Below are 21,196 nucleotides of genomic sequence, written 5' to 3'. Positions count from 1 at the left end.
TTTTCGACACGGCCGTTTTACGCATGGACGACGAACTCAATTCAAAGCTGAAGCCGCTGCGCGATCGGATCGATGCGATCGACGCGCAGCTGATCGCGCTGCTCAACCAGCGCGCAGCGATCGCGCTCGAAGTGGGCGAGGTCAAGAAGCTCTACAACGCACCGGTGTTCCGCCCCGAGCGCGAGCAGCAGGTCATCTCGCGCTTGCAGGCCCTGAGCCAAGGGCCGCTCGAGGGCGATCACATCAGCGCCATTTGGCGCGAGATCATGGCGGCCAGCCGCTCGCTCGAGCAACCGGTGAGGGCGGCCTATCTCGGCCCGGCAGGCACCTATAGCGAAGAGGCGATGTACGAATACTTCGGTCATTCGATCGAAGGGCTGCCGTGTCTGTCGATCGACGAAGTGTTCCGCTCCGTCGAATCGGGCGGGGCCGAATTCGGCGTCGTGCCGGTCGAAAACTCCAGCGAAGGCGCGGTTTCGCGCACGCTCGATCTGCTGTTGCAGTCTCAGCTCCTGATCGGCGGCGAACTGGCGTTGCCGATCCGTCACAACCTGCTCACGCAAAGCGGTGCGCTGACGGACGTGACGCGTGTATGCGCCCATCCGCAAGCGCTGGCGCAGTGCCAGCGCTGGCTCGCGACGCATATGCCGCACGTCGAGCGGCAGCCGGTGTCGAGCAATGCGGAGGCCGCGCGCCTGGCGTCGCTCGATACGGGCGTGGCGGCGATCGCGAGCGACCGCGCCGCGTCGTTTTACGGCCTGCAGATCGCGCATCCCGTGATTCAGGACGATCCGCACAACCGCACGCGCTTCGTGATGATCGGCCACGCGCCCGCGGGCCGCAGCGGGCACGATCAAACGTCGCTGATCGTTTCGGTGAAGAACGAGCCGGGTGCCGTGTTCAAGCTGCTCGAACCGCTCGCGCGGCACGGCGTGTCGATGACGCGCTTCGAGTCGCGCCCCGCGCGCGTCGGCACTTGGGAGTACTACTTCTATATCGACGTGGAAGGCCATCGCGAGGATTCGTCCGTCGCCGATGCGCTTGCCGAGCTCGAAAAGAAGGCCGCGTTCCTCAAGATTCTCGGCTCATATCCGCGCGCTCGCTAGGTGAATCGCGCCCATGTCAGCCTGCGCGCGAACCGTTCGACACGGCCGATGCTCGATTGACGACGGCACGCGTCGATTAGTCCAATGAATCCGCACTGTCCGCTTTGGAGACACTCATGACAACGCAATACGGCCCCTCCTACGTGCGTCAAATCGCGCCCTACGTGGCCGGCAAGCCGATCTCGGAAGTCGCGCGCGAGTTTGGGCTCGACGAAGCGCGCATCGTGAAGCTGGCCTCGAACGAAAATCCGCTCGGCATGCCCGAATCGGCCAAGGCGGCCATGGCGCGCGCCGCCGCCGAGCTCGGCCGTTATCCCGACGCGAACGCGTTCGAGCTGAAGGCCGCGCTTGCGGCGCGCTACGGCGTGCCGGCCGAGTGGATCACGCTTGGAAACGGCAGCAACGACATTCTCGAACTCGCGGCACATGCGTTCGTCGAAAAGGGGCAGTCGGTCGTCTACTCGCAGTATTCGTTCGCGGTGTACGCGTTGGCCACGCAAGGGCTCGGCGCACGCGCGATCGTCGTGCCGGCCGTGAAGTACGGCCATGATCTCGACGCGATGCTGGCGGCCATCGAAGCGGATACGCGCCTCGTTTTCATCGCCAACCCGAACAATCCCACGGGCACGTTCATCGAGGGGGAGGCGCTCGAGGCGTTTCTCGAGAAGGTGCCCCGGGGCGTCGCAGTGGTGCTGGACGAGGCCTATACGGAATATCTGGCGACCGAGCACCGCTACGATTCCATTTCTTGGGTGCGCCGTTATCCGAACCTCGTCGTCTCGCGCACGTTCTCGAAGGCATTCGGCCTTGCTGGGCTGCGTGTCGGCTTCGCGATCGCGCAGCCCGATCTGACCGATCTGCTGAACCGGCTGCGCCAGCCCTTCAACGTCAACTCGATGGCGCAAGCCGCCGCAATCGCCGCGCTCGACGACACGGCGTTTCTCGCGCGGACGGCCGAACTCAATGCAACGGGCTATCGGCGCCTGACCGAGGCGTTCGATAAGCTCGGCCTCGAGTATGTGCCGTCGTTCGGCAATTTCGTGCTCGTGCGGGTCGGCAATGACGATGGTGCCGGCGCACGCGTGAATCTCGCGCTGCTCAAGCAGGGTGTCATCGTGCGCCCTGTCGGCAATTACGGGCTGCCGCAATGGCTGCGCGTGACGATCGGGCTACCCGAGGAGAACGAGGCGTTCCTGGCCGCACTCGAGCAGTCGCTGGCGCAGGCGTAAGTCGCGCTCGCTCACGTCGCGCGCGCCGGGCGGCGCGCGCTTCCTCGCTTCCTTTTGCTTGCGAGCACCCTGTGACACCGTTTAGTTTCGACAAACTCGTGATCTTCGGCGTGGGCCTCATCGGCGGCTCGCTCGCACGCGCGCTGCGCGAGCGAGCCGGCGTCGCGCCCGGCGGACGCGTCATCGGCGTTGGCCGCACGCGTGCGTCGGCCGAACGTGCGCGTGAGCTTGGCGTCGTCGATGACGTTGTCTCGCTCGAGGACGACCGCGCGCTCGCCGCGGCGCTCGCGGGCGCCGATCTCGTGCTGCTCGCGGCGCCCGTCGCGCAGACGCGGCCCTTGCTCGAGCGCATCTTGCCGTTCCTCGACGAGCGCACGATCGTGACGGACGCCGGCAGCACGAAGTCGGATGTCGTCGCAGCAGCCCGCGCGGCGCTGGGCGCGCGCGCCGCGCAATTCGTGCCTGGCCATCCGATCGCGGGGCGCGAGGCGAGCGGCGTCGAAGCCGCGTTGCCGGATCTTTACGCCGGCCGCAACGTCGTGCTGTGCCCGCTGCCCGAGAATCGGCCGGCCGACGTCGCCCGCATCGATGCGCTGTGGCGCGTTACCGGCGCGCTCGTCGGCACGATGAGCCACGAGCAGCACGACCGCGTCTTCGCTTCGGTCAGCCACTTGCCGCATTTGCTGTCGTTCGCGCTCGTGGAGCGCATTTTGAGCGCGCCCGACGCGGCGCTGAAGTTTTCGTTCGCGGCCGGCGGGTTCCGCGATTTCACGCGAATCGCGGCATCGAGCCCCGAAATGTGGCGCGATGTCTGCTTGGCCAACCGGGATGCGCTCGTCGAAGAACTCGACGGCTACTTGGCGGTGCTCGCCGAGTTGCGCACGGCGGTGCTCGCCGGCGACGGCGCGACGCTCGAAGCCGCATTCGCACGTTCGCGCGAGGCCCGCAGCCGATGGCAGGAACGCGGCGCAGCCGCACGTTCCGGCAAGAGCGCGGACGTGTCGGCACCGGACGGCGAACTCGCCCCGAAATAAAAGGACATCTCATGGACTACCTCGATCTCGGTCCTCACACCCGGGCGCAAGGCACGATTCGCCTGCCCGGCTCGAAGAGCATTTCGAACCGCGTGCTGTTGCTGGCCGCTCTCGCCGAAGGTGAGACGACGATCTCGAATCTGCTCGACTCCGACGACACGCGCGTCATGCTCGACGCGCTCGAGAAGCTCGGCGTGAAATTCACGCGCGAAGGCGACGTTTGTGTCGTGCAAGGCACGCGCGGCGCATTCACCGCGAAGACGGCCGATCTTTTCCTGGGCAACGCGGGCACGGCGATCCGTCCGCTGACGGCCGCGCTGGCCGTGAACGGCGGCGACTACCGCGTGCACGGCGTGCCGCGCATGCACGAGCGGCCGATCGGCGATCTCGTCGACGGCTTGCGCCAAATCGGTGCCCGCATCGACTACGAGGCGAACGAGGGCTATCCGCCGCTGCGCATTCGCCCCGGGACGATCGCGGTCGAAGACCCGATCCGCGTGCGCGGCGACGTCTCGAGCCAGTTTTTGACGGCGCTCTTGATGACGCTGCCGCTCGTGCGCACGCCGAGCGGGGAGATCGTCGTCGAAGTCGAGGGCGAGCTGATCTCGAAGCCGTACATCGAAATCACGATGAAGTTGATGGAGCGCTTCGGCGTGACGGTCGCGCGTGAAGGCTGGCAGCGCTTCACCGTACCGGCGGGCGTGCGTTATCAGTCGCCGGGTGCGATCATGGTAGAAGGCGATGCGTCGTCGGCGTCGTATTTCCTCGCGGCGGGTGCGCTCGCGGGAGGACCGGTGCGCGTGATCGGCGTCGGGCGGGGCAGCATTCAAGGCGACGTCGCGTTCGCGGACGCACTGACCGCGATGGGAGCGAACGTCACCATGGCCGAGGATTGGATCGAGGTGCGTGGCGTGGGCCACGACCACGGCCAACTCGAAGCGGTCGACATGGATTTCAATTTGATTCCCGATGCGGCGATGACCATTGCGGTCTGCGCTCTGTTCGCGCGCGGCACGACGACCTTGCGCAACATCGCGAGCTGGCGCGTGAAGGAGACCGACCGGATCGCGGCGATGGCGACGGAACTGCGCAAGGTCGGCGCGACGATCGAGGAGGGCGAGGATTTTCTCGTCGTGACGCCGCCGGCCCGGCTGACACCGAACGCCGCGATCGACACCTACGACGATCACCGCATGGCGATGTGCTTCTCGCTCGTTTCGCTCGGCGGCGTCCCGGTGCGGATCAACGATCCGAAGTGCGTCGGCAAGACGTTCCCCGACTATTTCGACCGTTTCAAGGCGCTCGTCAGTTGATCTGCCCCCTATTTTTTGATTCAGCGTCCGCCCGCTCGCTGCGTTCGCCGTGCCCCGCAGGGGCGAGCGGCACGCGCGGGGCGGCTCGGCGCGTACCGACATGAAACCGACTCGCCCGTTTCACCAGACTCCCGTCATCGCCATCGACGGCCCGACTGCGTCCGGCAAAGGGACCGTCGCGGCGCTCGTGGCCGCTCAACTGGGCTTTCACTTGCTCGACAGCGGCGCGCTGTATCGGCTCGCGGCGCTCGCCAGTGTGCGTTACGGCATCGCGGCGAGCGATGCCGAAGCACTGGCCGTCCTCGTGAACGACTTGCACATCACGTTTCGGGAAGGGTGCGCGCAGCTCGACGGCGTCGATGTCTCGAGCGAGATCCGCGCCGAGGAAATCGGCAACCGGGCCTCGGCGATCGCCGTCCATCAGAGCGTGCGCGCGGCACTCGTGGCGCGCCAGCGGGCCTTCCGCAAGGAGCCGGGCCTCGTCGCCGACGGTCGCGACATGGGCACGGTGATCTTCCCCGATGCCGTCTTGAAGGTGTTTCTGACGGCCAGCGTGGAGGCCCGCGCGGCCCGGCGGTATAAGCAATTGATCCAAAAAGGGTTTTCTGCTAATATGGATGACTTGCTCCGGGATTTGCGCGAGCGCGACGAACGCGACAGCAATCGCGCCGTCGCACCGCTGAAGCCCGCGGCAGACGCAATGCTGCTCGATACCTCGAGCCTTTCGGTCGACCAAGCGGTCGACGAAGTGGTGAAGTGGTATAGGGAGCGGTAGGTGCTTGGGAGCCTTTGGCGGCCCCAAGCGTGGTATTCACCCTCAACCCCGTATGGCGTTCGATCGATCTTGCAGCATGCCCGGTCGTGGTGACCGGCACTGACAGCGCGAAGCCATGCAATGACGCATTTTTATGTCCGACCTGCAAACCTCCAACCCGAATACCGAATCTTTCGCGGCCCTCTTCGAAGAGTCGCTGACCAAGCAAGACATGCGCGCCGGCGAAGTGATCTCCGCCGAAGTCGTGCGTGTCGACCACAACTTCGTGGTCGTCAACGCGGGTCTCAAGTCCGAAGCCTACATTCCGCTCGAAGAATTCCTGAACGACGCGGGCGAGGTAGAAGTGCAGGCGGGCGACTTCGTTTCGGTCGCGATCGACGCGCTCGAAAACGGCTATGGCGATACGATCCTGTCGCGCGACAAGGCGAAGCGCCTCGCTTCGTGGCTGTCGCTGGAAAAGGCGCTCGACAACAACGAGCTCGTGACCGGCACGATCACGGGCAAGGTCAAGGGCGGCATGACGGTCATGGTCAACGGCATCCGCGCGTTCCTGCCCGGCTCGCTCGTCGATACGCGTCCCGTCAAGGACACGACGCCGTACGAAGGCAAGACGCTCGAATTCCGCGTCATCAAGCTCGACCGCAAGCGTAACAACGTCGTGCTGTCGCGCCGCGCCGTCATCGAGGCGACGCAAGGCGAAGAGCGCGCGAAGCTGCTCGAGACGCTGAAGGAAGGCGCGATCGTGAACGGCGTGGTCAAGAACATCACCGATTACGGTGCGTTCGTCGACCTCGGCGGCATCGACGGCCTGCTGCACATCACCGACATCGCGTGGCGCCGCGTGCGTCACCCGAGCGAAGTGCTGTCGGTCGGCCAAGAAGTCACGGCCAAGATCCTCAAGTTCGACCAAGAGAAGAACCGCGTCTCGCTCGGCATCAAGCAACTGGGCGACGATCCGTGGGAAGGCATCTCGCGCCGCTATCCGTCGGGCACGCGCCTGTTCGGCAAGGTCACGAACATTACCGACTACGGCGCGTTCGTCGAAGTCGAATCGGGCATCGAAGGCTTGGTGCACGTTTCGGAAATGGACTGGACGAACAAGAACGTCGCTCCGTCGAAGGTCGTTCAACTTGGCGACGAAGTCGAAGTCATGGTGCTCGAGATCGACGAAGACCGTCGTCGTATCAGCCTCGGCATGAAGCAGTGCAAGCCGAATCCGTGGGATGACTTCAGCCGCAACTTCAAGAAGGGCGACAAGATCACGGGCGCCATCAAGTCCATCACCGACTTCGGCGTGTTCATCGGTCTGCCCGGCGGCATCGACGGTCTGGTCCATCTGTCGGATCTGTCGTGGAGCGAAGCCGGCGAAGAAGCCGTTCGCAAGTACAAGAAGGGCGACGAAGTGGAAGCGGTCGTGCTCGGTATCGACGTCGAGAAGGAACGCATTTCGCTCGGCATCAAGCAGCTCGAAGGCGATCCGTTCAGCAACTTCGTTGCGCTGAACGATAAGGGTTCGATCGTCGACGGCACGGTGAAGTCGGTGGACGCCAAGGGTGCGGTCGTTGCCCTCTCGGCCGACGTCGAAGGCTACCTGCGTGCTTCGGAAATCGCGCAAGACCGCGTGGAAGACGCCCGCAACGTGCTGAAGGAAGGCGACAAGGTCAACGCGATGATCATCAACATCGATCGCAAGTCGCGTGGCATCAACCTGTCGATCAAGGCGAAGGATTCGGCCGAGCAGCAAGAGGCGATGCGCGGCCTGGCGGCTGACACGAGCTCCGCGGCTTCGGGTACGACGAACCTTGGCGCGCTGCTCAAGGCCAAGCTCGACGGCCAGAATCAGTAAGCCTTTGAGAGGTCTGCCGCAGTATGACCAAATCGGAATTGGTCGCCCAGTTGGCAGCGCGATTTCCGCAACTTGTTCTCAAGGACGCGGATTTCGCGGTCAAGACGATGCTCGATGCGATGTCCGAGGCGTTGGCCAGAGGGCATCGTATCGAAATTCGCGGCTTCGGCAGCTTCGGTCTGAATCGCCGCCCGTCCCGCGTCGGGCGTAATCCGAAATCGGGGGAGAAGGTGCTCGTGCCCGAAAAGCACGTGCCTCACTTCAAACCCGGCAAGGAATTGCGCGAGCGGGTGGACGGCCGGGCCGGTGAGCCTTTGACGGTTGACCGGACCGACGACGATCTCTGAACTCGCGGTATGCCTCGCTTTTCGGGGCGATGCGCGGGGCACGGGAAAGTCGGTGCCCCTTGCGTCGTCCACGCCGACAGTGAAGACCGGCAAAAAGATTGGGAAAAAAGCGCCTTCGGGCGCTTTTTTCATATCGGCTTGCGTATCTGCGGACGCTTCGCTCGAACGGCGGGCACGTTCCGAACCGGGGAGCTCCGCGCCACGGCCGGTTCCGCATCCTTTCCATTACAATACGGGCACTTTGGTTCAGGGGCGCCGTGGGTTCGCGATCGGCTTTCTCGCGGCAACGCCCGCGCATTGCCACGGCCGACCGACCCCACGTAAACCGACCCTACCGGCCGTAGCCGTCGTCGAGAGACCCTCTATGAAATTTATCGTCTGGGTGTTGCGCGTGCTCGTGTTCGTCGTACTGCTCGTGCTTGCATTGGCCAACCAGGACAACGCGGCGCTGCACTTCGCTGGATATGTCTGGCAGGCGCCGCTCATCCTGATCGGCTTGGCTTTTTTTGCGGTGGGCTTGCTCGCGGGACTGCTGAGCGCGCTGCCGGCCGTGGTGAGGCTCAAGCTCGAGAGCGGGCGTTTGAAGCGCGAGCTGCGTGCCGCGCGTGAAGAGACGCCCCCGGTCACCGTCGAGCCGCCGATGCCGCCCGTCATCTGAGCGCGTGTCGTCGCTCGCATTTACATCCTCGCTTTTCCGACCTTCGCATGGATCTCGATTTTTGGTGGCTGCTCGTCGTTCCCGTCGCGTTCGCGCTCGGATGGATGGCTTCGCGCTACGACCTCAAAGCGCTGCTGTCCGAGAGTGCGAACCTGCCGCGCTCGTACTTTCGCGGCTTGAACTTTCTGCTGAACGAACAGCCCGACCAAGCGATCGATGCGTTCATCGAAGTCGTCAAACTCGACCCGGAAACGGTCGAGCTGCACTTTGCGCTCGGCAACTTGTTTCGCCGGCGCGGCGAGACCGACCGCGCCATCCGCATCCATCAAAACCTGCTGAGCCGAGCGGATCTTCCCGCGAGCGAGCGTGACCACGCACTGTTCGAGCTCGGTCAGGACTTTCTGAAAGCCGGGCTGCTCGACCGCGCCGAGGAGGCGCTCGGCAGGCTCGACGCGGGCGAGTACGCGCGCGACGCCCAGCGCGCGCTGCTGACGATCTACGAGATCGAGAAAGAGTGGGGCAAGGCAATCGACGCGGCCGGGCGCCTCGAGACGATGGGCGGCGAGCCGCTCTCGAAAGAGATCGCCCAATTTCACTGCGAGCTCGCGCAAGAAGCGCTGCACCGCAAGGACGCCGCGGAAGCGGCCGCTCAGCTCGAGCTTGCCCTGAGCGCCAATCCGAGCAATGTCCGAGCGACGATCCTCGCGGGCGACGTCGCCGCGGCAAGAGGCGATCAGACGGCGGCCATCGAAGCATGGCGCCGCGTGGAATCGCAGAATCCGTCGTACCTGCCGCTCGTCGCCGAAAAGCTGATGAAGGCGTATGCCGCGCTATCGCGCCCCCAAGAGGGGGCCGCGCTGCTGGCGGGCTACGTCGAGCATTACGGCTCGAACGATCTGCTCGACGTCGCCTATCCGCACGTCGCGCAGCTGTGCGGCGCCGAAGCGGCGCACGCGTTGGCTCGCAAGCAGATGCAAGCGGCGCCCAACTTGGCCGGCATGACGCGCCTGCTCGACGCGCAGATCGAGGCGGCCGAGGAGCCCCGCCGGGCCGAACTCGACCTCATGCGCACGCTGATCAAGCAGCGCACCAAAAATTTGCCACGTTACACATGCCAAAATTGCGGTTTCCGGGCGCGGCTGTTCTATTGGCAGTGCCCGGGCTGTAGCGGCTGGGAAACGTATGCGCCGCGCCGCGTCGAGCCGATTGCGGCGGGGCAGGCCTGATGCTGAGCGCCGGTGTTTTTGCTGCCGGCACAAAACTGTGGAACGCGTATGAAAATCACCATCATCGGCACCGGCTACGTCGGTCTCGTGACAGGCGCTTGTCTGGCCGAAATCGGCAATGACGTTTTCTGTCTCGACGTCGATCCGCGCAAGATCGATATATTGAACAGCGGCGGCGTGCCGATTCACGAGCCCGGTCTGCAGGAGATCATCGCACGCACGCGCGCGCATGGCCGCATCACGTTCTCGACCGACGTGAAGGCGAGCGTCGAGCACGGCGACGTGCAATTCATCGCCGTCGGCACGCCGCCCGACGAGGACGGCTCGGCCGATCTGCAATACGTGCTCGAAGCCGCGCGCAACATCGGGCGCTATTCGAATGGCTTCAAGGTCGTCGTCGACAAATCGACGGTACCGGTCGGCACCGCCGAGCGCGTGCGTGCCGTCATCGCCGCCGAGCTCGACGGTCGCGGGCTCGGCGCAAGCGCAGTTCATCGGTTTTCGGTCGTTTCGAATCCCGAGTTCTTGAAGGAAGGCGCGGCCGTCGACGATTTCATGCGGCCCGACCGCATCGTGATCGGCATCGACGACGACGAAGCGGGCCTCGTCGCACGCGAGAAGATGAAGCGCCTGTACGCGCCGTTCAATCGCAATCACGAACGCACGCTTTACATGGACGTGCGCTCGGCCGAGTTCACGAAGTACGCGGCCAATGCGATGCTCGCCACGCGCATTTCATTCATGAACGAAATGTCGAACCTGGCCGACCGCGTCGGTGCCGACATCGAGCAAGTGCGCCGCGGCATCGGCTCCGATCCGCGCATCGGCTATCACTTCCTGTATGCGGGTGTCGGCTACGGCGGTTCGTGCTTCCCGAAGGACGTCCAAGCGCTCGTGCGCACGGCCGGCGAGAACGGTCATCGTCTGCGCATTCTCGAAGCGGTCGAGGCGGTCAATCACGACCAAAAGGAAGTGCTCGTCGACAAGATCGTGGCGCGCCTCGGCGAGGACTTGACCGGCCGCACTTTCGCGGTATGGGGGCTTGCGTTCAAGCCGAATACCGACGACATGCGCGAGGCGCCGAGCCGGCGCTTGATCGCCGCGCTGCTCGCGCGCGGCGCACGCGTGCGCGCTTACGATCCGGTGGCGATCGAGGAAGCGCGCCGCGTCTTCGCGCTCGATCTAGCCGATGCGCCCGATGCGCTCGCGCGCCTGGCGTTCGTGGCGACGCAAGAGGAGACGCTTGCCGGCGCGGATGCGCTCGTGATCGTCACCGAATGGAAGGAATTCAAGAGCCCCGACTTCGTCCACTTGAAGTCGGTGCTGAAGGCGCCGTTGATTTTCGACGGGCGCAATCTCTACGAACCGCAGGCGATGGCCGAATTGGGCATCGACTACTATGCAATCGGACGTCCCTATGTCCAACTCGATACCGCAACCGCTGCGCGCGCCTGACCAGGTGACGGAGCCGGTGTCGCAAGCGCGCGCTGCCGTGGCAGTCCCGGCCGAAGTCGCGAACGTGCCGCGCGAGCGGCTCGGGCAGGCGCGCGTGCTGATCGTCGGCGACGTCATGCTCGATCGCTATTGGTTCGGCGACGTCAATCGCATCTCGCCCGAAGCGCCCGTGCCCGTCGTGCACGTCCAGCGGCAAGAGGATCGCCTCGGCGGCGCCGCGAACGTCGCGCGCAATGCGGCGGCGCTGGGCGCGAGCGCGGGGCTGCTGTGCGTCGTCGGGCGCGACGAGCCCGGCGAGCGCATCGTCGAACTGCTCAAGGACAGCGGCGTCGCGACCCATCTGGAGCGCGATCCCGAGCTGTCGACGACGATCAAGCTACGCGTGCTCTCGCGTCAGCAGCAGCTGCTGCGCGTCGATTTCGAAAACACGCCGGCGCACGAAGCGTTGCTGGCGGGGTTGGCGCGCTTCGATTCGCTGCTCGCGTCGCACGACGTGATTCTGATGTCCGATTATGCGAAGGGCGGTCTCACGCATGTGACGCAGATGATCGCCAAAGCGCGCGCGGCCGGCAAGCCCGTGCTCGTCGATCCGAAGGGCGACGATTGGGAGCGCTATCGCGGCGCCACGCTGATTACGCCGAACCGCGCGGAGCTGCGCGAGGTGGTGGGGCAGTGGAAGTCGGAAGACGACTTGCGCGCGCGCGTCCAGGCGCTGCGTGCCTCGCTCGAAATCGATGCGCTGCTGCTGACGCGTTCCGAAGAGGGCATGACGCTATTCACGGCCGACGGCGAATCGCTGAACGCGCCGGCGGTCGCGCGCGAAGTCTACGACGTGTCGGGCGCCGGCGACACGGTCATCGCCACATTGGCCGTCATGCTCGCCGCGAAGCAGCCACTCGTGGATGCCGTTGCGGCGGCCAATCGCGCCGCGGGCATCGTCGTCGGCAAGCTCGGCACGGCCACCGTCGATTATGACGAGCTTTTTATCGAACCATCCTCATCACGACCATGACTCTCATCGTCACCGGAGCCGCCGGCTTCATCGGCGCAAATATCGTCAAAGCGCTGAACGCGCGCGGCGAAACGCGCATCATCGCCGTCGACAACCTCACGCGCGCCGACAAGTTCAAGAACCTCGTCGATTGCGAGATCGACGATTACCTCGACAAGACGGAGTTCGTCGAACGCTTCGCTCGCGGCGAGTTCGGCAAGGTGCGTGCCGTGTTTCACGAGGGCGCCTGCTCGGACACGATGGAGACGGACGGCCGCTACATGATGGAGAACAACTTCCGCTATAGCCGCGCCGTGCTCGACGCGTGCCTGGCGCAAGGCGCGCAGTTTCTTTATGCGTCATCGGCGGCGATCTACGGCGGCTCCACCCGTTTCGTGGAAGAGCGCGAGGTCGAGGCGCCGCTGAACGTCTACGGCTATTCGAAGTTCTTGTTCGATCAGATCGTTCGCCGCGTTTTGCCGAGCGCAAAAAGCCAGATCGCGGGCTTTCGTTATTTCAACGTTTATGGGCCCCGCGAGGCCCATAAAGGCCGCATGGCGTCGGTCGCATTCCACAACTTCAATCAGTTTCGCGCCGAGGGCAAGGTTAAGCTGTTCGGCGAGTACAACGGCTATGCGGCCGGCGAGCAAACGCGCGATTTCGTCTCGGTCGAGGATGTCGCGAAGGTGAATCTGTTCTTCTTCGATCATCCGGAAAAGTCGGGCATTTTCAATTTGGGGACCGGCCGCGCGCAACCGTTCAACGATATCGCCACCTCGGTCGTCAACACGCTGCGTGCCTTGGAGAATCAGCCGGCCCTCTCGCTCGCGGAGATGGTTCAGCGTGGGCTCATCGAATACGTTCCGTTTCCCGACGCGCTGCGCGGCAAGTATCAATGCTTCACGCAAGCCGACCCGGCGCGCCTGCGCGCGGCCGGCTACGACGCGCCGTTCCTGACGGTGCAAGAGGGCGTCGATCGATACGTGCGTTGGCTGTCCGGCCAACTGTAACGAGCCGCGCGTCGTTCCTACACTGAAGGCCTCACGGTCGGCGCTCGCCGGCCGGTTCTTTTCGGAGGCCACATGCTCAAGCGCTTCTTCTTTCTTTTGTTCGCGGCGGCAATGGCGGCCGCGTGTCCCGCTATCGTGGCGCAGGCCGCGCAATTCGGCGTCGACGTGAATACGGCCGACGAAGCTGCGTTGCGTGCGGTCAAAGGCATCGGCCCGGCCAAGGCTCGTGCGATCGTCGACGAGCGTGGCGCGGGCGGCCCATTCAAGGATGCCGGCGATCTTGGCCGGCGCGTCAAAGGCCTCGGGGGCCAGGCGGTCGAGCGGCTACGGGCCGAGGGGCTCATCGTCGGCGGCGCCGTGAGGGGCGCGCAATTCGCGGAAAGACCCTACACAGCGGCCGATTGCCCGGTGCTTTACAATCGGGCGGATTCTTCTCCTTGCTCAAGATAACGGCGCATCGCGCACACGCCCATGCCTTACAAAACCATTGAAGATACGATCGGCAACACGCCGCTCGTTCAACTCGTCCGTTTGATCGACGACGAGATCCGCAGCCGGAACAACGTCGTGCTCGCCAAGCTGGAGGGCAACAACCCCGCGGGCTCGGTGAAGGACCGCCCGGCCTTGTCGATGATCAAAAAGGCCGAGGCGCGCGGGCGCATCAAGCCGGGCGATACGCTCATCGAAGCGACGAGCGGCAATACCGGCATTGCGCTAGCGATGGCGGCGGCCATCCGCGGCTACAAGATGGTCTTGCTCATGCCCGAGGATCTGACCGTCGAGCGGCGGCAAAGCATGGCCGCTTACGGCGCCGAAATCGTGCTTACGCCCGTGAAAGGCGGCATGGAATACGCGCGCGATCTCGCCGAGCAAATGCAACGCGACGGCCGGGGCATCATCCTCGATCAATTCGCGAATCCGGACAACCCGGTCGCACATTACGAAGGCACCGGCCCGGAAATCTGGCGCGATACGGAAGGGCGCATCACGCATTTCGTCTCGTCGATGGGCACGACCGGCACGATCATGGGAACGTCGCAGTATCTGAAGGAGCAGAACCCGGCCGTCGAAATCATCGGCGCGCAGCCCGAAGATGGTTCGCGCATTCCCGGCATCCGCAAGTGGCCCGAGGCCTACCTGCCGAAGATCTTCGATCGCACGCGCGTTGATCGCACGGAGAACGTCTCGCAAGCCGCGGCCGAGGCGGCCGCTCGCCGGTTGGCCTCCGTCGAAGGGATCTTTTGCGGCATTTCATCGGGCGGCGCGTGCGAGGTTGCATTGCGCGTCGCACATCAAGTCGAGAACGCTACCATCGTATTCATCGTCTGCGACCGCGGCGATCGTTATCTGTCGTCGGGCGTCTTTCCCGCTTGACGCAAGCGATCCCTGCCCATCGTCGCGTTGGGCAGGGATCGCGCGCTGAAGCCGCGGTGCTAGTGCGGTTGCTGCTGTGGCTGCAGCGGCGCAGGCGCGGCTGGTGCTGATACGGCTGGCGCGGCCGGTGCGGCCTGCCCCGGTGTGGGTGCCGGCGCTGGGGCCGGTGTTTGCACGCCGCCTTCTTCTTCGATGCGCGCCTTCACGCGCTGGCCCAGTTCATAGACGGCGAGCGCGTAGAAGAAGCTCCGGTTGTAGCGCGTCAGCACGTAGAAATTTTGCAGCCCCAGCATGTATTGAGTCGGCTGGCCGGGCGTCGGCAAGTCGATCACGGTAACGGGCGTGCTGTCTTCCGATGCGAGATCGAGTTTCGGCTCGTCGAGCACCATCCCCGCGCGCAGCAGTTGCGCGAGCGGCCAGTGCGGCTCGGGCTGCCCGTCGGCCGCGGCCTGAGCGATGCCGAGACTGCCGGCGTCTTGCCCGATGCGCCACACCACGGGACGCCCGTTCTCCCAACCGTTCTGCGCGAGGTAATTGGCCACGCTGCCGATCGCATCGGCCGGGCTGGCACGCAGATCGATATGCCGATTGCCTTCGTAGTCGACCGCATACTTGACGATGCTGCTCGGCAGGAACTGCGGAATGCCGATGGCACCCGTGTACGATCCGGACACCGTCGTGGGATCGATCTGAGCGTCGCGCGTCCAGACGAGATAGTCTTCGAGATTCTTTCGGAACGTCATTTCGCGCTCGGCGCGATTCGGCGTATTCGGGTAGTCGAACGCAAGCGTCGTCAACACGTCGAGCACGCGGAAGTTGCCCATGTAGCGGCCGTACATCGTCTCCACGCCGATGATGCCGATGATGACTTCGGGCGGCACGCCATACTGCTCGTAGGCGCGCTGCAGCGTCGCGCGATTTTCGCGCCAGAATTTCACGCCCGCATTGATGCGCACCGCGTCGAGAAAGCGCGCCTGGTAGACGCGCCAGTTCTTGACGAACGGCTTCGGCGCCGGCGTGACGAGCTTGACCGCCGTAGCCGAGTAGTTCACGCCGGCGAAGAGCGCATGCAGTGCCGTCGCGTCGAAGTCGTAGCGAGCGACCATGTCGTCGATGAACGCGTTGACGTCGGCGTTGTCGGCGTAGCGCTGAGGGATGATTTCTTCTTCGAACGTGGCGTTCGATTGCGCCCCCTGCGGGGGCTGGTTCTGCGCGAGGCGGGCGGAGCGCTTGGCCTGCGCCGGCCGTGCGGCGCCCTGAGCGCAGGCATCGTGCCAGGAGACGGTGGCGCCGAGCGCCATGGCGAGGAGCACGGCGAGGCGCCGCGCGCGTGTTGCGGGTGAAGCGTGGTGACCGGTCATATGAGGGCAAAGGCAAGGGTTCGGCGCAGTATAACGAACGGCCGTGAGCGGCGGAACCTTCTCCGACCGAATCGGCCCACTGCGTGCAGTCGACTGCCGACGTCCGGCGGGCGGAAACGACGGTGCCTGTTCGTGCCGCAGCCCGGCGAAGCGCGGCCGCCCGCCTGTGGTAACGTAAGCTGATCGCGAGCCCAGCCGCTCGCGGACAAAGCAACTCAGGAGACATGCCGCGCCCGCGGCGAAGAATGATCATGGCGACCGCTTTCTACTCACACCCGGATTGCTTGCTGCACGAGATGGGGCAGGGGCATCCCGAATGCCCGGAGCGTCTTTCCGCGATCGAGGATCAATTGATCGCGAGCCGGATCGCGGAGTTGATCGAGCGTGAAAGCGCGCCGCTGGCCGAGATCGCCGACCTCGCTCGCGTGCATACGCGGGCGCACATCGAGTTCATCGAGCGTAGCGCCCCAAGCGAAGGCCACGCGTGGATCGATCCGGATACCGCGATGAATCCGCATACGTGGCAAGCGGCGCTGCGAGCGGCCGGCGCCGCGGTGGCGGCGACCGACGCTGTGATCGACGCCCGTTACGACAACGCGTTTTGCAGCGTGCGTCCACCGGGCCATCATGCGGAGCCCGCGCGTGCGATGGGCTTTTGCTTCTTCAACAACGTGGCAATCGCCGCCCGCCATGCGCTCGAAGTGCGCGGCCTTGCCCGCGTGGCCATCGTCGATTTCGACGTGCACCACGGCAACGGGACCGAAGCCGCGTTCGCCGGCGACGAGCGCGTGCTGATGTGCAGCTTTTTTCAGCATCCGTTCTATCCGTTCAGCGGGGCCGACAATCAGGCGTCGAACATGGTCAATCTCCCCATGCCGGCGCGCACGCCGGGCGCTTCCGTGCGCGAGGCGATCGACCTCGTCTGGTTGCCGCGGCTCGAGGCGTTCAAGCCCGAGATGATCTTCATTTCGGCGGGCTTCGACGCCCATCGCGAAGACGACCTCGGCAATATGGCGCTCGTCGAGAACGACTACGCGTGGATTACCGAGCAAATTCGCCGTATCGCCGAGCGCCACGCGCGCGGACGCATCGTGAGTTGTCTCGAGGGCGGCTACAACTTGTCCGCGCTCGGGCGCAGCGTCGTCGCGCACGTGCGCGCATTGGCCGCTATTTGATGACCATTCCGAGGGCCATTCGCCTGCGGCAAAGCGCATCGGGCATCAACCGAGGCCGAAACAGCCGGTGCGGTAGACGGCCGGCCGCCATCGGTCGCATCTAGGAGTCAGCTCATCATGGATCGCACTACGTCGTCTCCCTCTGCTTCAGCTTCAGCGATACCGTCTTCCGAGACGCTGCTCGTCGAGCACGCCGCGTTCGGGCTGCCAGGGGTCGTGCGCGTCACGCTCAACCGTCCCGATGCTTTCAACGCGTTGTCGGCGCAGACGATCGGCGAACTGCAGGCGACGCTGTCGGCGATCGCCGCGTCCGACGAGCGCGTCGTCGTGCTCGCCGCCGAAGGTCGCGCCTACTGCGCCGGACACGATTTGAAAGAGCTGCGTGCGACGCCGTCGCTCGAGTTCTATCAGTCGCTGTTCGCGCGTTGCTCGGCAATGATGATGACGATTCAGCGAATGCCGCAGCCCGTCATCGCGCGCGTGCAGGGCATCGCGACGGCTGCCGGTTGCCAACTCGTCGCAATGTGCGATTTGGCCGTCGCCGCTGATACGGCCAGGTTCGCCACCTCGGGCATTCACTACGGCCTGTTCTGCGCCACGCCGGCCGTGCCGCTTTCGCGCAACATCCCTCGCAAGGCGGCGTTCGAGATGCTCATGACCGGCGACTTCATCGACGCGGCGAAGGCGCGCGAGTTAGGCCTCATCAACCACATGACGCCGCTCGATGCGCTCGACGCCGACGTTGCGGCCCTGGCCAAGCGCATCTGCGACAAGCCGGCCGCCGCGGTCCGCATGGGCAAATCGCTGTTCTACCGTCAGTTGGAAGCCGGCATCGAGGCGGCCTATCAGATGGCCGGGCAGACGATCGCGTGCAATGCGGCCGATCCGGTTGCACAGGAAGGCATGCAAGCGTTCATCGAAAAGCGTAAGCCGAACTGGAACGCGTAAGCGGTGCGGCGATCGAGTGTGACGCCGCAACTGCCGTCATGCGTGGGCCAGTATCCATTGCATCAACGCTTCGATGACGCAGTCGCGCTCGAGGTCGTTCATCGTCTCGTGGTAGGCCCCGTCGTAGAGCGCCAGCGTGCGATCGGGTGAGCCCACGTGTGCGACGAACGCTCGGCTGCCCTCGGGCTCGGTCAGTTTGTCGGCCGTGCCGTGATAGACGAGCACCGGCAAGCGCAGCGCGCCGCGGCCTCGTTCGATGCGGCCCATCGCGGCGAGGATTTCAGCACCGGTGCGTGCGGGAACGGCGGCATGATGAACGAGCGGATCGTTGCGGTTGGCTTCGACGACGAGTGCATCGCGCGAAAGTAGCGCGGGCTCGATTTTCATCGCTGGATAGCGCGGCCATATGCGGCTGACGATGCGGCTGGCCGCCAGCATCCAGCGCGGGACGTCCTGGCCGGGCGCGAGGGCGGGGCTCGAGAGGACGAGGCCCGCCACGGGGTAGCCGTCGCTCACGAATGCATCGAGCCGTTCGATCGCGAACAGCGCCGCGATCGTGCCGCCCATGCTGTGGCCCATCAGGAACAGCGGTGTACCGGGACGCGACGCAGCTTCGAGCAGTGCGCGCGCATCATCCAGATACGCCTCGAAGCGGGCGACCCAGGCGCGCTCGCCCGGCGACCGCCCATGGCCGCGCAAATCGATCGCGACCAATTCGATGCCCGCGGCCGCTAATCGCTGGGCTAGCGGTGCGTAGCGGCCCGCGTGCTCGGCCAGCCCGTGCAGCAGGGCGACGGTCGCACGCACGGGCGCGGCGCAGGGCCAGCGGTAGAGCGCCAGTTCGAGACCGTCGGCCGCCCGAACCGCGCCGATGAACACGGATGACGCCGTCGTGCCGTTGTTCGTCGCAGCGTCTCGAGATCCGTCCCGAGGCGCAGTCCTGGTCGACATCGCTTTCCCCCTGGTTTGCCTGTTTTGCGCTCGATCATAACCGCGGGTCGCCGGCTCACGGCGAATCCGAAAGGGTAGGCTCCTCTAATTTCAAAAAGTCATTAACGATTGCATATTAATTATTAAATGGCATTTGTGCGGCGCGATAAAATCGCGTGTCGCCCATTTCCTCTCATCGCGGTAATCGCGGTAATCGCGGTAATCGCAGCAATCGCGGCGAACGGGCGCGCAGGCGCGTCGCATCCGCGGGCTCAGTCCGCCGCTGCCGTGTTCATGATCGAACTTACCGCTCGTCCGGTCGTTCGGGGATTGGCGCGTGCGCAGGCTGAGCCATCGATGAGCGGGGATGTTAGAGGTTCAGGTCGAAACCCGGACTTGGCGCCCTGGCGGCTTGCTCATAAAATAAAACGATCGTTCGTTATTCGGAAGCCTGAGTCCGTGGAACAATCCCGGTAGCTGGCGGGCAGAGCGTTTAGGCCGAGGTACCTGATGGCCTGAGCATCAGGCCGGCGGCGGTGTCCGGGCGCGCCCCGGCGGGGCCGGCCCCGATTTGGAGTCGGCGAATTTGCCCATAGGGGCTTTGCCGGACCGTCGGTGAGTGCGGTCGCCGCACGGGCTGTCGCTATAATGGCCGCTGGGTTGACGTATTCGTAACTTTGGAGCGTGTGCATGAAAATTCTGGTGCCTGTCAAGCGCGTGGTCGATTACAACGTCAAGGTCCGGGTGAAGTCGGACGGCACGGGCGTCGACATTGCGAATGTGAAGATGTCGATGAATCCGTTCGACGAAATCGCGGTGGAAGAAGCGGTTCGACTGAGGGAAGCGGGCGTGGCCACGGAAGTGGTGGCGGTGTCGGCCGGAGTGGCGCAGTGCCAAGAAACGCTGCGCACGGCGCTGGCGATCGGTGCCGATCGCGCGATCCTGATCGAATCGAATGAAGATCTGCAGCCGCTGGCCGTGGCGAAGCTGCTGAAAGCCCTCGTCGACAAAGAGCAGCCTCAGCTCGTGATCCTGGGCAAGCAGGCGATCGACGACGACTCGAACCAAACGGGCCAAATGCTGGCGGCTTTGGCGGGCTTGCCGCAGGCGACGTTCGCCTCGAAGGTGACGGTGGCGGACGGCAAGGCAACGGTTGCGCGCGAAGTGGACGGCGGGGCGGAGACGCTGACGTTGACGCTGCCGGCCGTCGTGACGACGGACCTGCGCCTGAACGAGCCCCGCTACGTCACGCTGCCCAACATCATGAAGGCGAAGAAGAAGCCGCTGGAGACGATCAAGCCCGAGGACCTCGGCGTGGACGTGGCGCCGCGCCTGAAGACGCTGAAGGTAGCCGAGCCGCCGAAGCGCAGTGCCGGCGTGATGGTGCCGGACGTTCAGACGCTGGTCGAGAAGCTGAAGACCGAAGCCAAGGTGCTGTGAGCAACGGTGCGTGGAGAGAGAAGAAATGACGATTCTGGTAATTGCCGAACATGACAACGCGTCGATCAAGGGCGCGACGCTGAACACCGTTGCAGCCGCAGGGCAGATCGGTGGTGACGTGCACGTGCTGGTCGCGGGGCACAACGCGCAAGGCGCGGCCGATGCGGCGGCGAAGATCGCCGGCGTGGCGAAGGTGCTGCTGGCCGATGCGCCGCAATTGGCTGAAGGGCTTGCGGAAAACGTCGAAGCCACCGTGCTGAACATCGCGAAGGATTACTCGCACATCGTGGCGCCTGCCACGGCTTACGGCAAGAACGTGGCGCCGCGCGTGGCGGCGAAGCTCGATGTGGCGCAGATCAGCGAGATCACGGCCGTGGTTTCGAGCGATACGTTCGAGCGCCCGATCTACGCGGGCAACGCGATCGCCACGGTGCAATCGGGCGATGCGATCAAGGTGATCACCGTGCGTGCGACGGGCTTCGACGCAGTGGCGGCGGAGGGCGGCAACGCGTCGGTCGAGAAGATCGAAGCGGCGGCTGACCGCGGGATCTCGCAGTTCGTGAACCGGGAAGTGACGAAGCTCGATCGCCCGGAGTTGACGAGCGCGAACATCATCGTCTCGGGCGGCCGAGGCCTCGGTAGCGGCGAGAATTATACGAAGGTGCTCGAGCCGCTGGCCGACAAGCTCGGGGCTGCGCTGGGCGCTTCGCGCGCGGCCGTGGACGCGGGGTACGTGCCGAACGACTACCAAGTGGGGCAGACGGGCAAGATCGTCGCGCCGCAGCTGTATGTCGCGGTCGGCATCTCGGGTGCGATTCAGCACTTGGCCGGGATGAAGGATTCGAAGGTGATCGTGGCGATCAACAAGGATCCCGAAGCCCCGATCTTCAGCGTGGCCGACTACGGCCTCGTCGGCGATCTGTTCTCGCTCGTGCCGGAACTGGTCAGCGCGTTGGGGTAACCGGCGGCGCCGTAAAA

Annotated in this window: 20 protein-coding genes; 18 read left to right on the top strand and 2 right to left on the bottom strand. The window is 64.9% G+C overall.

What is annotated here, in order from left to right:
* The first annotated feature begins 23 nt into the window (after positions 1–23).
* From pheA to cysM, 14 genes are all read left to right on the top strand, one after another.
* Positions 24–1,106 (top strand): prephenate dehydratase, encoded by a 1,083-nt coding sequence (pheA, locus tag ACTHNZ_RS02880; protein ID WP_440540979.1) that lies wholly within the window; start codon positions 24–26, stop codon positions 1,104–1,106.
* Positions 1,107–1,222: 116 nt separating this feature from the next.
* Positions 1,223–2,335 (top strand): histidinol-phosphate transaminase, encoded by a 1,113-nt coding sequence (gene hisC / locus ACTHNZ_RS02875; protein WP_440540978.1) that lies wholly within the window; start codon positions 1,223–1,225, stop codon positions 2,333–2,335.
* Positions 2,254–3,369, top strand: coding sequence for a prephenate dehydrogenase (locus tag ACTHNZ_RS02870; RefSeq protein WP_440540977.1), 1,116 nt, complete (start codon positions 2,254–2,256; stop codon positions 3,367–3,369). The genes hisC and ACTHNZ_RS02870 overlap by 82 nt, the downstream gene beginning before the upstream one ends.
* An 11-nt stretch (positions 3,370–3,380) precedes the next feature.
* A complete protein-coding gene (aroA, locus tag ACTHNZ_RS02865; protein WP_440540976.1) occupies positions 3,381–4,682 on the top strand; it encodes a 3-phosphoshikimate 1-carboxyvinyltransferase in 1,302 nt (433 codons plus the stop codon).
* A gap of 100 nt (positions 4,683–4,782) precedes the next feature.
* A complete protein-coding gene (cmk, locus tag ACTHNZ_RS02860) occupies positions 4,783–5,457 on the top strand; it encodes a (d)CMP kinase (RefSeq protein ID WP_440540975.1) in 675 nt (224 codons plus the stop codon).
* A gap of 133 nt (positions 5,458–5,590) precedes the next feature.
* Positions 5,591–7,303 carry a 30S ribosomal protein S1 gene (gene rpsA / locus ACTHNZ_RS02855; RefSeq protein WP_440540974.1) on the top strand — a complete coding sequence of 571 codons (1,713 nt, stop codon included), beginning with the start codon at positions 5,591–5,593 and terminating at the stop codon, positions 7,301–7,303.
* A 23-nt stretch (positions 7,304–7,326) separates the two neighbouring features.
* Positions 7,327–7,650 (top strand): integration host factor subunit beta, encoded by a 324-nt coding sequence (locus ACTHNZ_RS02850; protein WP_440540973.1) that lies wholly within the window; start codon positions 7,327–7,329, stop codon positions 7,648–7,650.
* A gap of 364 nt (positions 7,651–8,014) precedes the next feature.
* On the top strand, positions 8,015–8,308 hold the full coding sequence (locus ACTHNZ_RS02845; protein WP_440540972.1) for a lipopolysaccharide assembly protein LapA domain-containing protein: 294 nt from the start codon (positions 8,015–8,017) through the stop codon (positions 8,306–8,308).
* Between the two features lie 47 nt (positions 8,309–8,355).
* Positions 8,356–9,534 (top strand): lipopolysaccharide assembly protein LapB, encoded by a 1,179-nt coding sequence (lapB, locus tag ACTHNZ_RS02840; RefSeq protein ID WP_440540971.1) that lies wholly within the window; start codon positions 8,356–8,358, stop codon positions 9,532–9,534.
* A gap of 48 nt (positions 9,535–9,582) precedes the next feature.
* Positions 9,583–10,989, top strand: a complete 1,407-nt coding sequence (locus tag ACTHNZ_RS02835; RefSeq protein WP_440540970.1) for a UDP-glucose dehydrogenase family protein — start codon at positions 9,583–9,585, stop codon at positions 10,987–10,989.
* Positions 10,952–12,001 (top strand): D-glycero-beta-D-manno-heptose-7-phosphate kinase, encoded by a 1,050-nt coding sequence (rfaE1, locus tag ACTHNZ_RS02830; RefSeq protein WP_440540969.1) that lies wholly within the window; start codon positions 10,952–10,954, stop codon positions 11,999–12,001. The genes ACTHNZ_RS02835 and rfaE1 overlap by 38 nt, the downstream gene beginning before the upstream one ends.
* Positions 11,998–12,990 (top strand): ADP-glyceromanno-heptose 6-epimerase, encoded by a 993-nt coding sequence (gene rfaD / locus ACTHNZ_RS02825; protein WP_440540968.1) that lies wholly within the window; start codon positions 11,998–12,000, stop codon positions 12,988–12,990. The genes rfaE1 and rfaD overlap by 4 nt, the downstream gene beginning before the upstream one ends.
* 72 nt (positions 12,991–13,062) lie before the next feature.
* Positions 13,063–13,440, top strand: coding sequence for a ComEA family DNA-binding protein (locus ACTHNZ_RS02820; RefSeq protein ID WP_440540967.1), 378 nt, complete (start codon positions 13,063–13,065; stop codon positions 13,438–13,440).
* Positions 13,441–13,461: 21 nt separating this feature from the next.
* Positions 13,462–14,364, top strand: a complete 903-nt coding sequence (gene cysM, locus ACTHNZ_RS02815) for a cysteine synthase CysM (protein ID WP_440540966.1) — start codon at positions 13,462–13,464, stop codon at positions 14,362–14,364.
* Positions 14,365–14,423: 59 nt separating this feature from the next.
* Here cysM and mltB read toward each other — a convergent pair whose 3' ends face one another.
* Positions 14,424–15,725, bottom strand: a complete 1,302-nt coding sequence (mltB, locus tag ACTHNZ_RS02810; protein WP_440540965.1) for a lytic murein transglycosylase B — start codon at positions 15,723–15,725, stop codon at positions 14,424–14,426.
* A 251-nt stretch (positions 15,726–15,976) separates the two neighbouring features.
* Between mltB and ACTHNZ_RS02805 the strand changes: the two genes are divergently transcribed.
* Both ACTHNZ_RS02805 and ACTHNZ_RS02800 read left to right on the top strand, forming a co-directional pair.
* Positions 15,977–16,900, top strand: a complete 924-nt coding sequence (locus tag ACTHNZ_RS02805; RefSeq protein ID WP_440540964.1) for a histone deacetylase family protein — start codon at positions 15,977–15,979, stop codon at positions 16,898–16,900.
* A 117-nt stretch (positions 16,901–17,017) separates the two neighbouring features.
* The gene (locus tag ACTHNZ_RS02800) at positions 17,018–17,848 is read left to right on the top strand and encodes an enoyl-CoA hydratase (protein ID WP_440540963.1); all 831 of its coding nucleotides are present in this window, start codon (positions 17,018–17,020) and stop codon (positions 17,846–17,848) included.
* A gap of 36 nt (positions 17,849–17,884) precedes the next feature.
* Here the strand turns inward: ACTHNZ_RS02800 and ACTHNZ_RS02795 are convergent, their stop codons facing one another.
* A complete protein-coding gene (locus tag ACTHNZ_RS02795) occupies positions 17,885–18,799 on the bottom strand; it encodes a lysophospholipase (protein ID WP_440540962.1) in 915 nt (304 codons plus the stop codon).
* Between the two features lie 669 nt (positions 18,800–19,468).
* On the opposite strand from ACTHNZ_RS02795, the gene ACTHNZ_RS02790 reads away from it, so the two are divergent.
* Positions 19,469–20,218: an electron transfer flavoprotein subunit beta/FixA family protein gene (locus tag ACTHNZ_RS02790; RefSeq protein ID WP_440540961.1), complete on the top strand. Its 750-nt coding sequence runs from the start codon at positions 19,469–19,471 to the stop codon at positions 20,216–20,218.
* A 25-nt stretch (positions 20,219–20,243) separates the two neighbouring features.
* Positions 20,244–21,179 (top strand): electron transfer flavoprotein subunit alpha/FixB family protein, encoded by a 936-nt coding sequence (locus tag ACTHNZ_RS02785; RefSeq protein WP_440540960.1) that lies wholly within the window; start codon positions 20,244–20,246, stop codon positions 21,177–21,179.
* Positions 21,180–21,196 lie beyond the last annotated feature (17 nt).

The sequence above is a fragment of the Trinickia sp. genome (genome assembly GCF_051953955.1).
In the GTDB taxonomy this organism is placed as follows: Bacteria; Pseudomonadota; Gammaproteobacteria; order Burkholderiales; family Burkholderiaceae; genus Trinickia.
This window is presented reverse-complemented; position numbering and strand designations above follow the sequence as displayed.

Excerpts from the sequence above, each read along its gene's own strand:
- pheA (WP_440540979.1), top strand. The coding sequence starts at position 24 with ATGGACGACGAACTCAATTCAAAGCTGAAGCCGCTGCGCGATCGGATC.
- hisC (WP_440540978.1), top strand. The coding sequence starts at position 1,223 with ATGACAACGCAATACGGCCCCTCCTACGTGCGTCAAATCGCGCCCTAC.
- ACTHNZ_RS02870 (WP_440540977.1), top strand. The coding sequence starts at position 2,254 with ATGGCTGCGCGTGACGATCGGGCTACCCGAGGAGAACGAGGCGTTCCT.
- aroA (WP_440540976.1), top strand. The coding sequence starts at position 3,381 with ATGGACTACCTCGATCTCGGTCCTCACACCCGGGCGCAAGGCACGATT.
- cmk (WP_440540975.1), top strand. The coding sequence starts at position 4,783 with ATGAAACCGACTCGCCCGTTTCACCAGACTCCCGTCATCGCCATCGAC.
- rpsA (WP_440540974.1), top strand. The coding sequence starts at position 5,591 with ATGTCCGACCTGCAAACCTCCAACCCGAATACCGAATCTTTCGCGGCC.
- ACTHNZ_RS02850 (WP_440540973.1), top strand. The coding sequence starts at position 7,327 with ATGACCAAATCGGAATTGGTCGCCCAGTTGGCAGCGCGATTTCCGCAA.
- ACTHNZ_RS02845 (WP_440540972.1), top strand. The coding sequence starts at position 8,015 with ATGAAATTTATCGTCTGGGTGTTGCGCGTGCTCGTGTTCGTCGTACTG.
- lapB (WP_440540971.1), top strand. The coding sequence starts at position 8,356 with ATGGATCTCGATTTTTGGTGGCTGCTCGTCGTTCCCGTCGCGTTCGCG.
- ACTHNZ_RS02835 (WP_440540970.1), top strand. The coding sequence starts at position 9,583 with ATGAAAATCACCATCATCGGCACCGGCTACGTCGGTCTCGTGACAGGC.
- rfaE1 (WP_440540969.1), top strand. The coding sequence starts at position 10,952 with ATGTCCAACTCGATACCGCAACCGCTGCGCGCGCCTGACCAGGTGACG.
- rfaD (WP_440540968.1), top strand. The coding sequence starts at position 11,998 with ATGACTCTCATCGTCACCGGAGCCGCCGGCTTCATCGGCGCAAATATC.
- ACTHNZ_RS02820 (WP_440540967.1), top strand. The coding sequence starts at position 13,063 with ATGCTCAAGCGCTTCTTCTTTCTTTTGTTCGCGGCGGCAATGGCGGCC.
- cysM (WP_440540966.1), top strand. The coding sequence starts at position 13,462 with ATGCCTTACAAAACCATTGAAGATACGATCGGCAACACGCCGCTCGTT.
- mltB (WP_440540965.1), bottom strand. The coding sequence starts at position 15,725 with ATGACCGGTCACCACGCTTCACCCGCAACACGCGCGCGGCGCCTCGCC.
- ACTHNZ_RS02805 (WP_440540964.1), top strand. The coding sequence starts at position 15,977 with ATGGCGACCGCTTTCTACTCACACCCGGATTGCTTGCTGCACGAGATG.
- ACTHNZ_RS02800 (WP_440540963.1), top strand. The coding sequence starts at position 17,018 with ATGGATCGCACTACGTCGTCTCCCTCTGCTTCAGCTTCAGCGATACCG.
- ACTHNZ_RS02795 (WP_440540962.1), bottom strand. The coding sequence starts at position 18,799 with ATGTCGACCAGGACTGCGCCTCGGGACGGATCTCGAGACGCTGCGACG.
- ACTHNZ_RS02790 (WP_440540961.1), top strand. The coding sequence starts at position 19,469 with ATGAAAATTCTGGTGCCTGTCAAGCGCGTGGTCGATTACAACGTCAAG.
- ACTHNZ_RS02785 (WP_440540960.1), top strand. The coding sequence starts at position 20,244 with ATGACGATTCTGGTAATTGCCGAACATGACAACGCGTCGATCAAGGGC.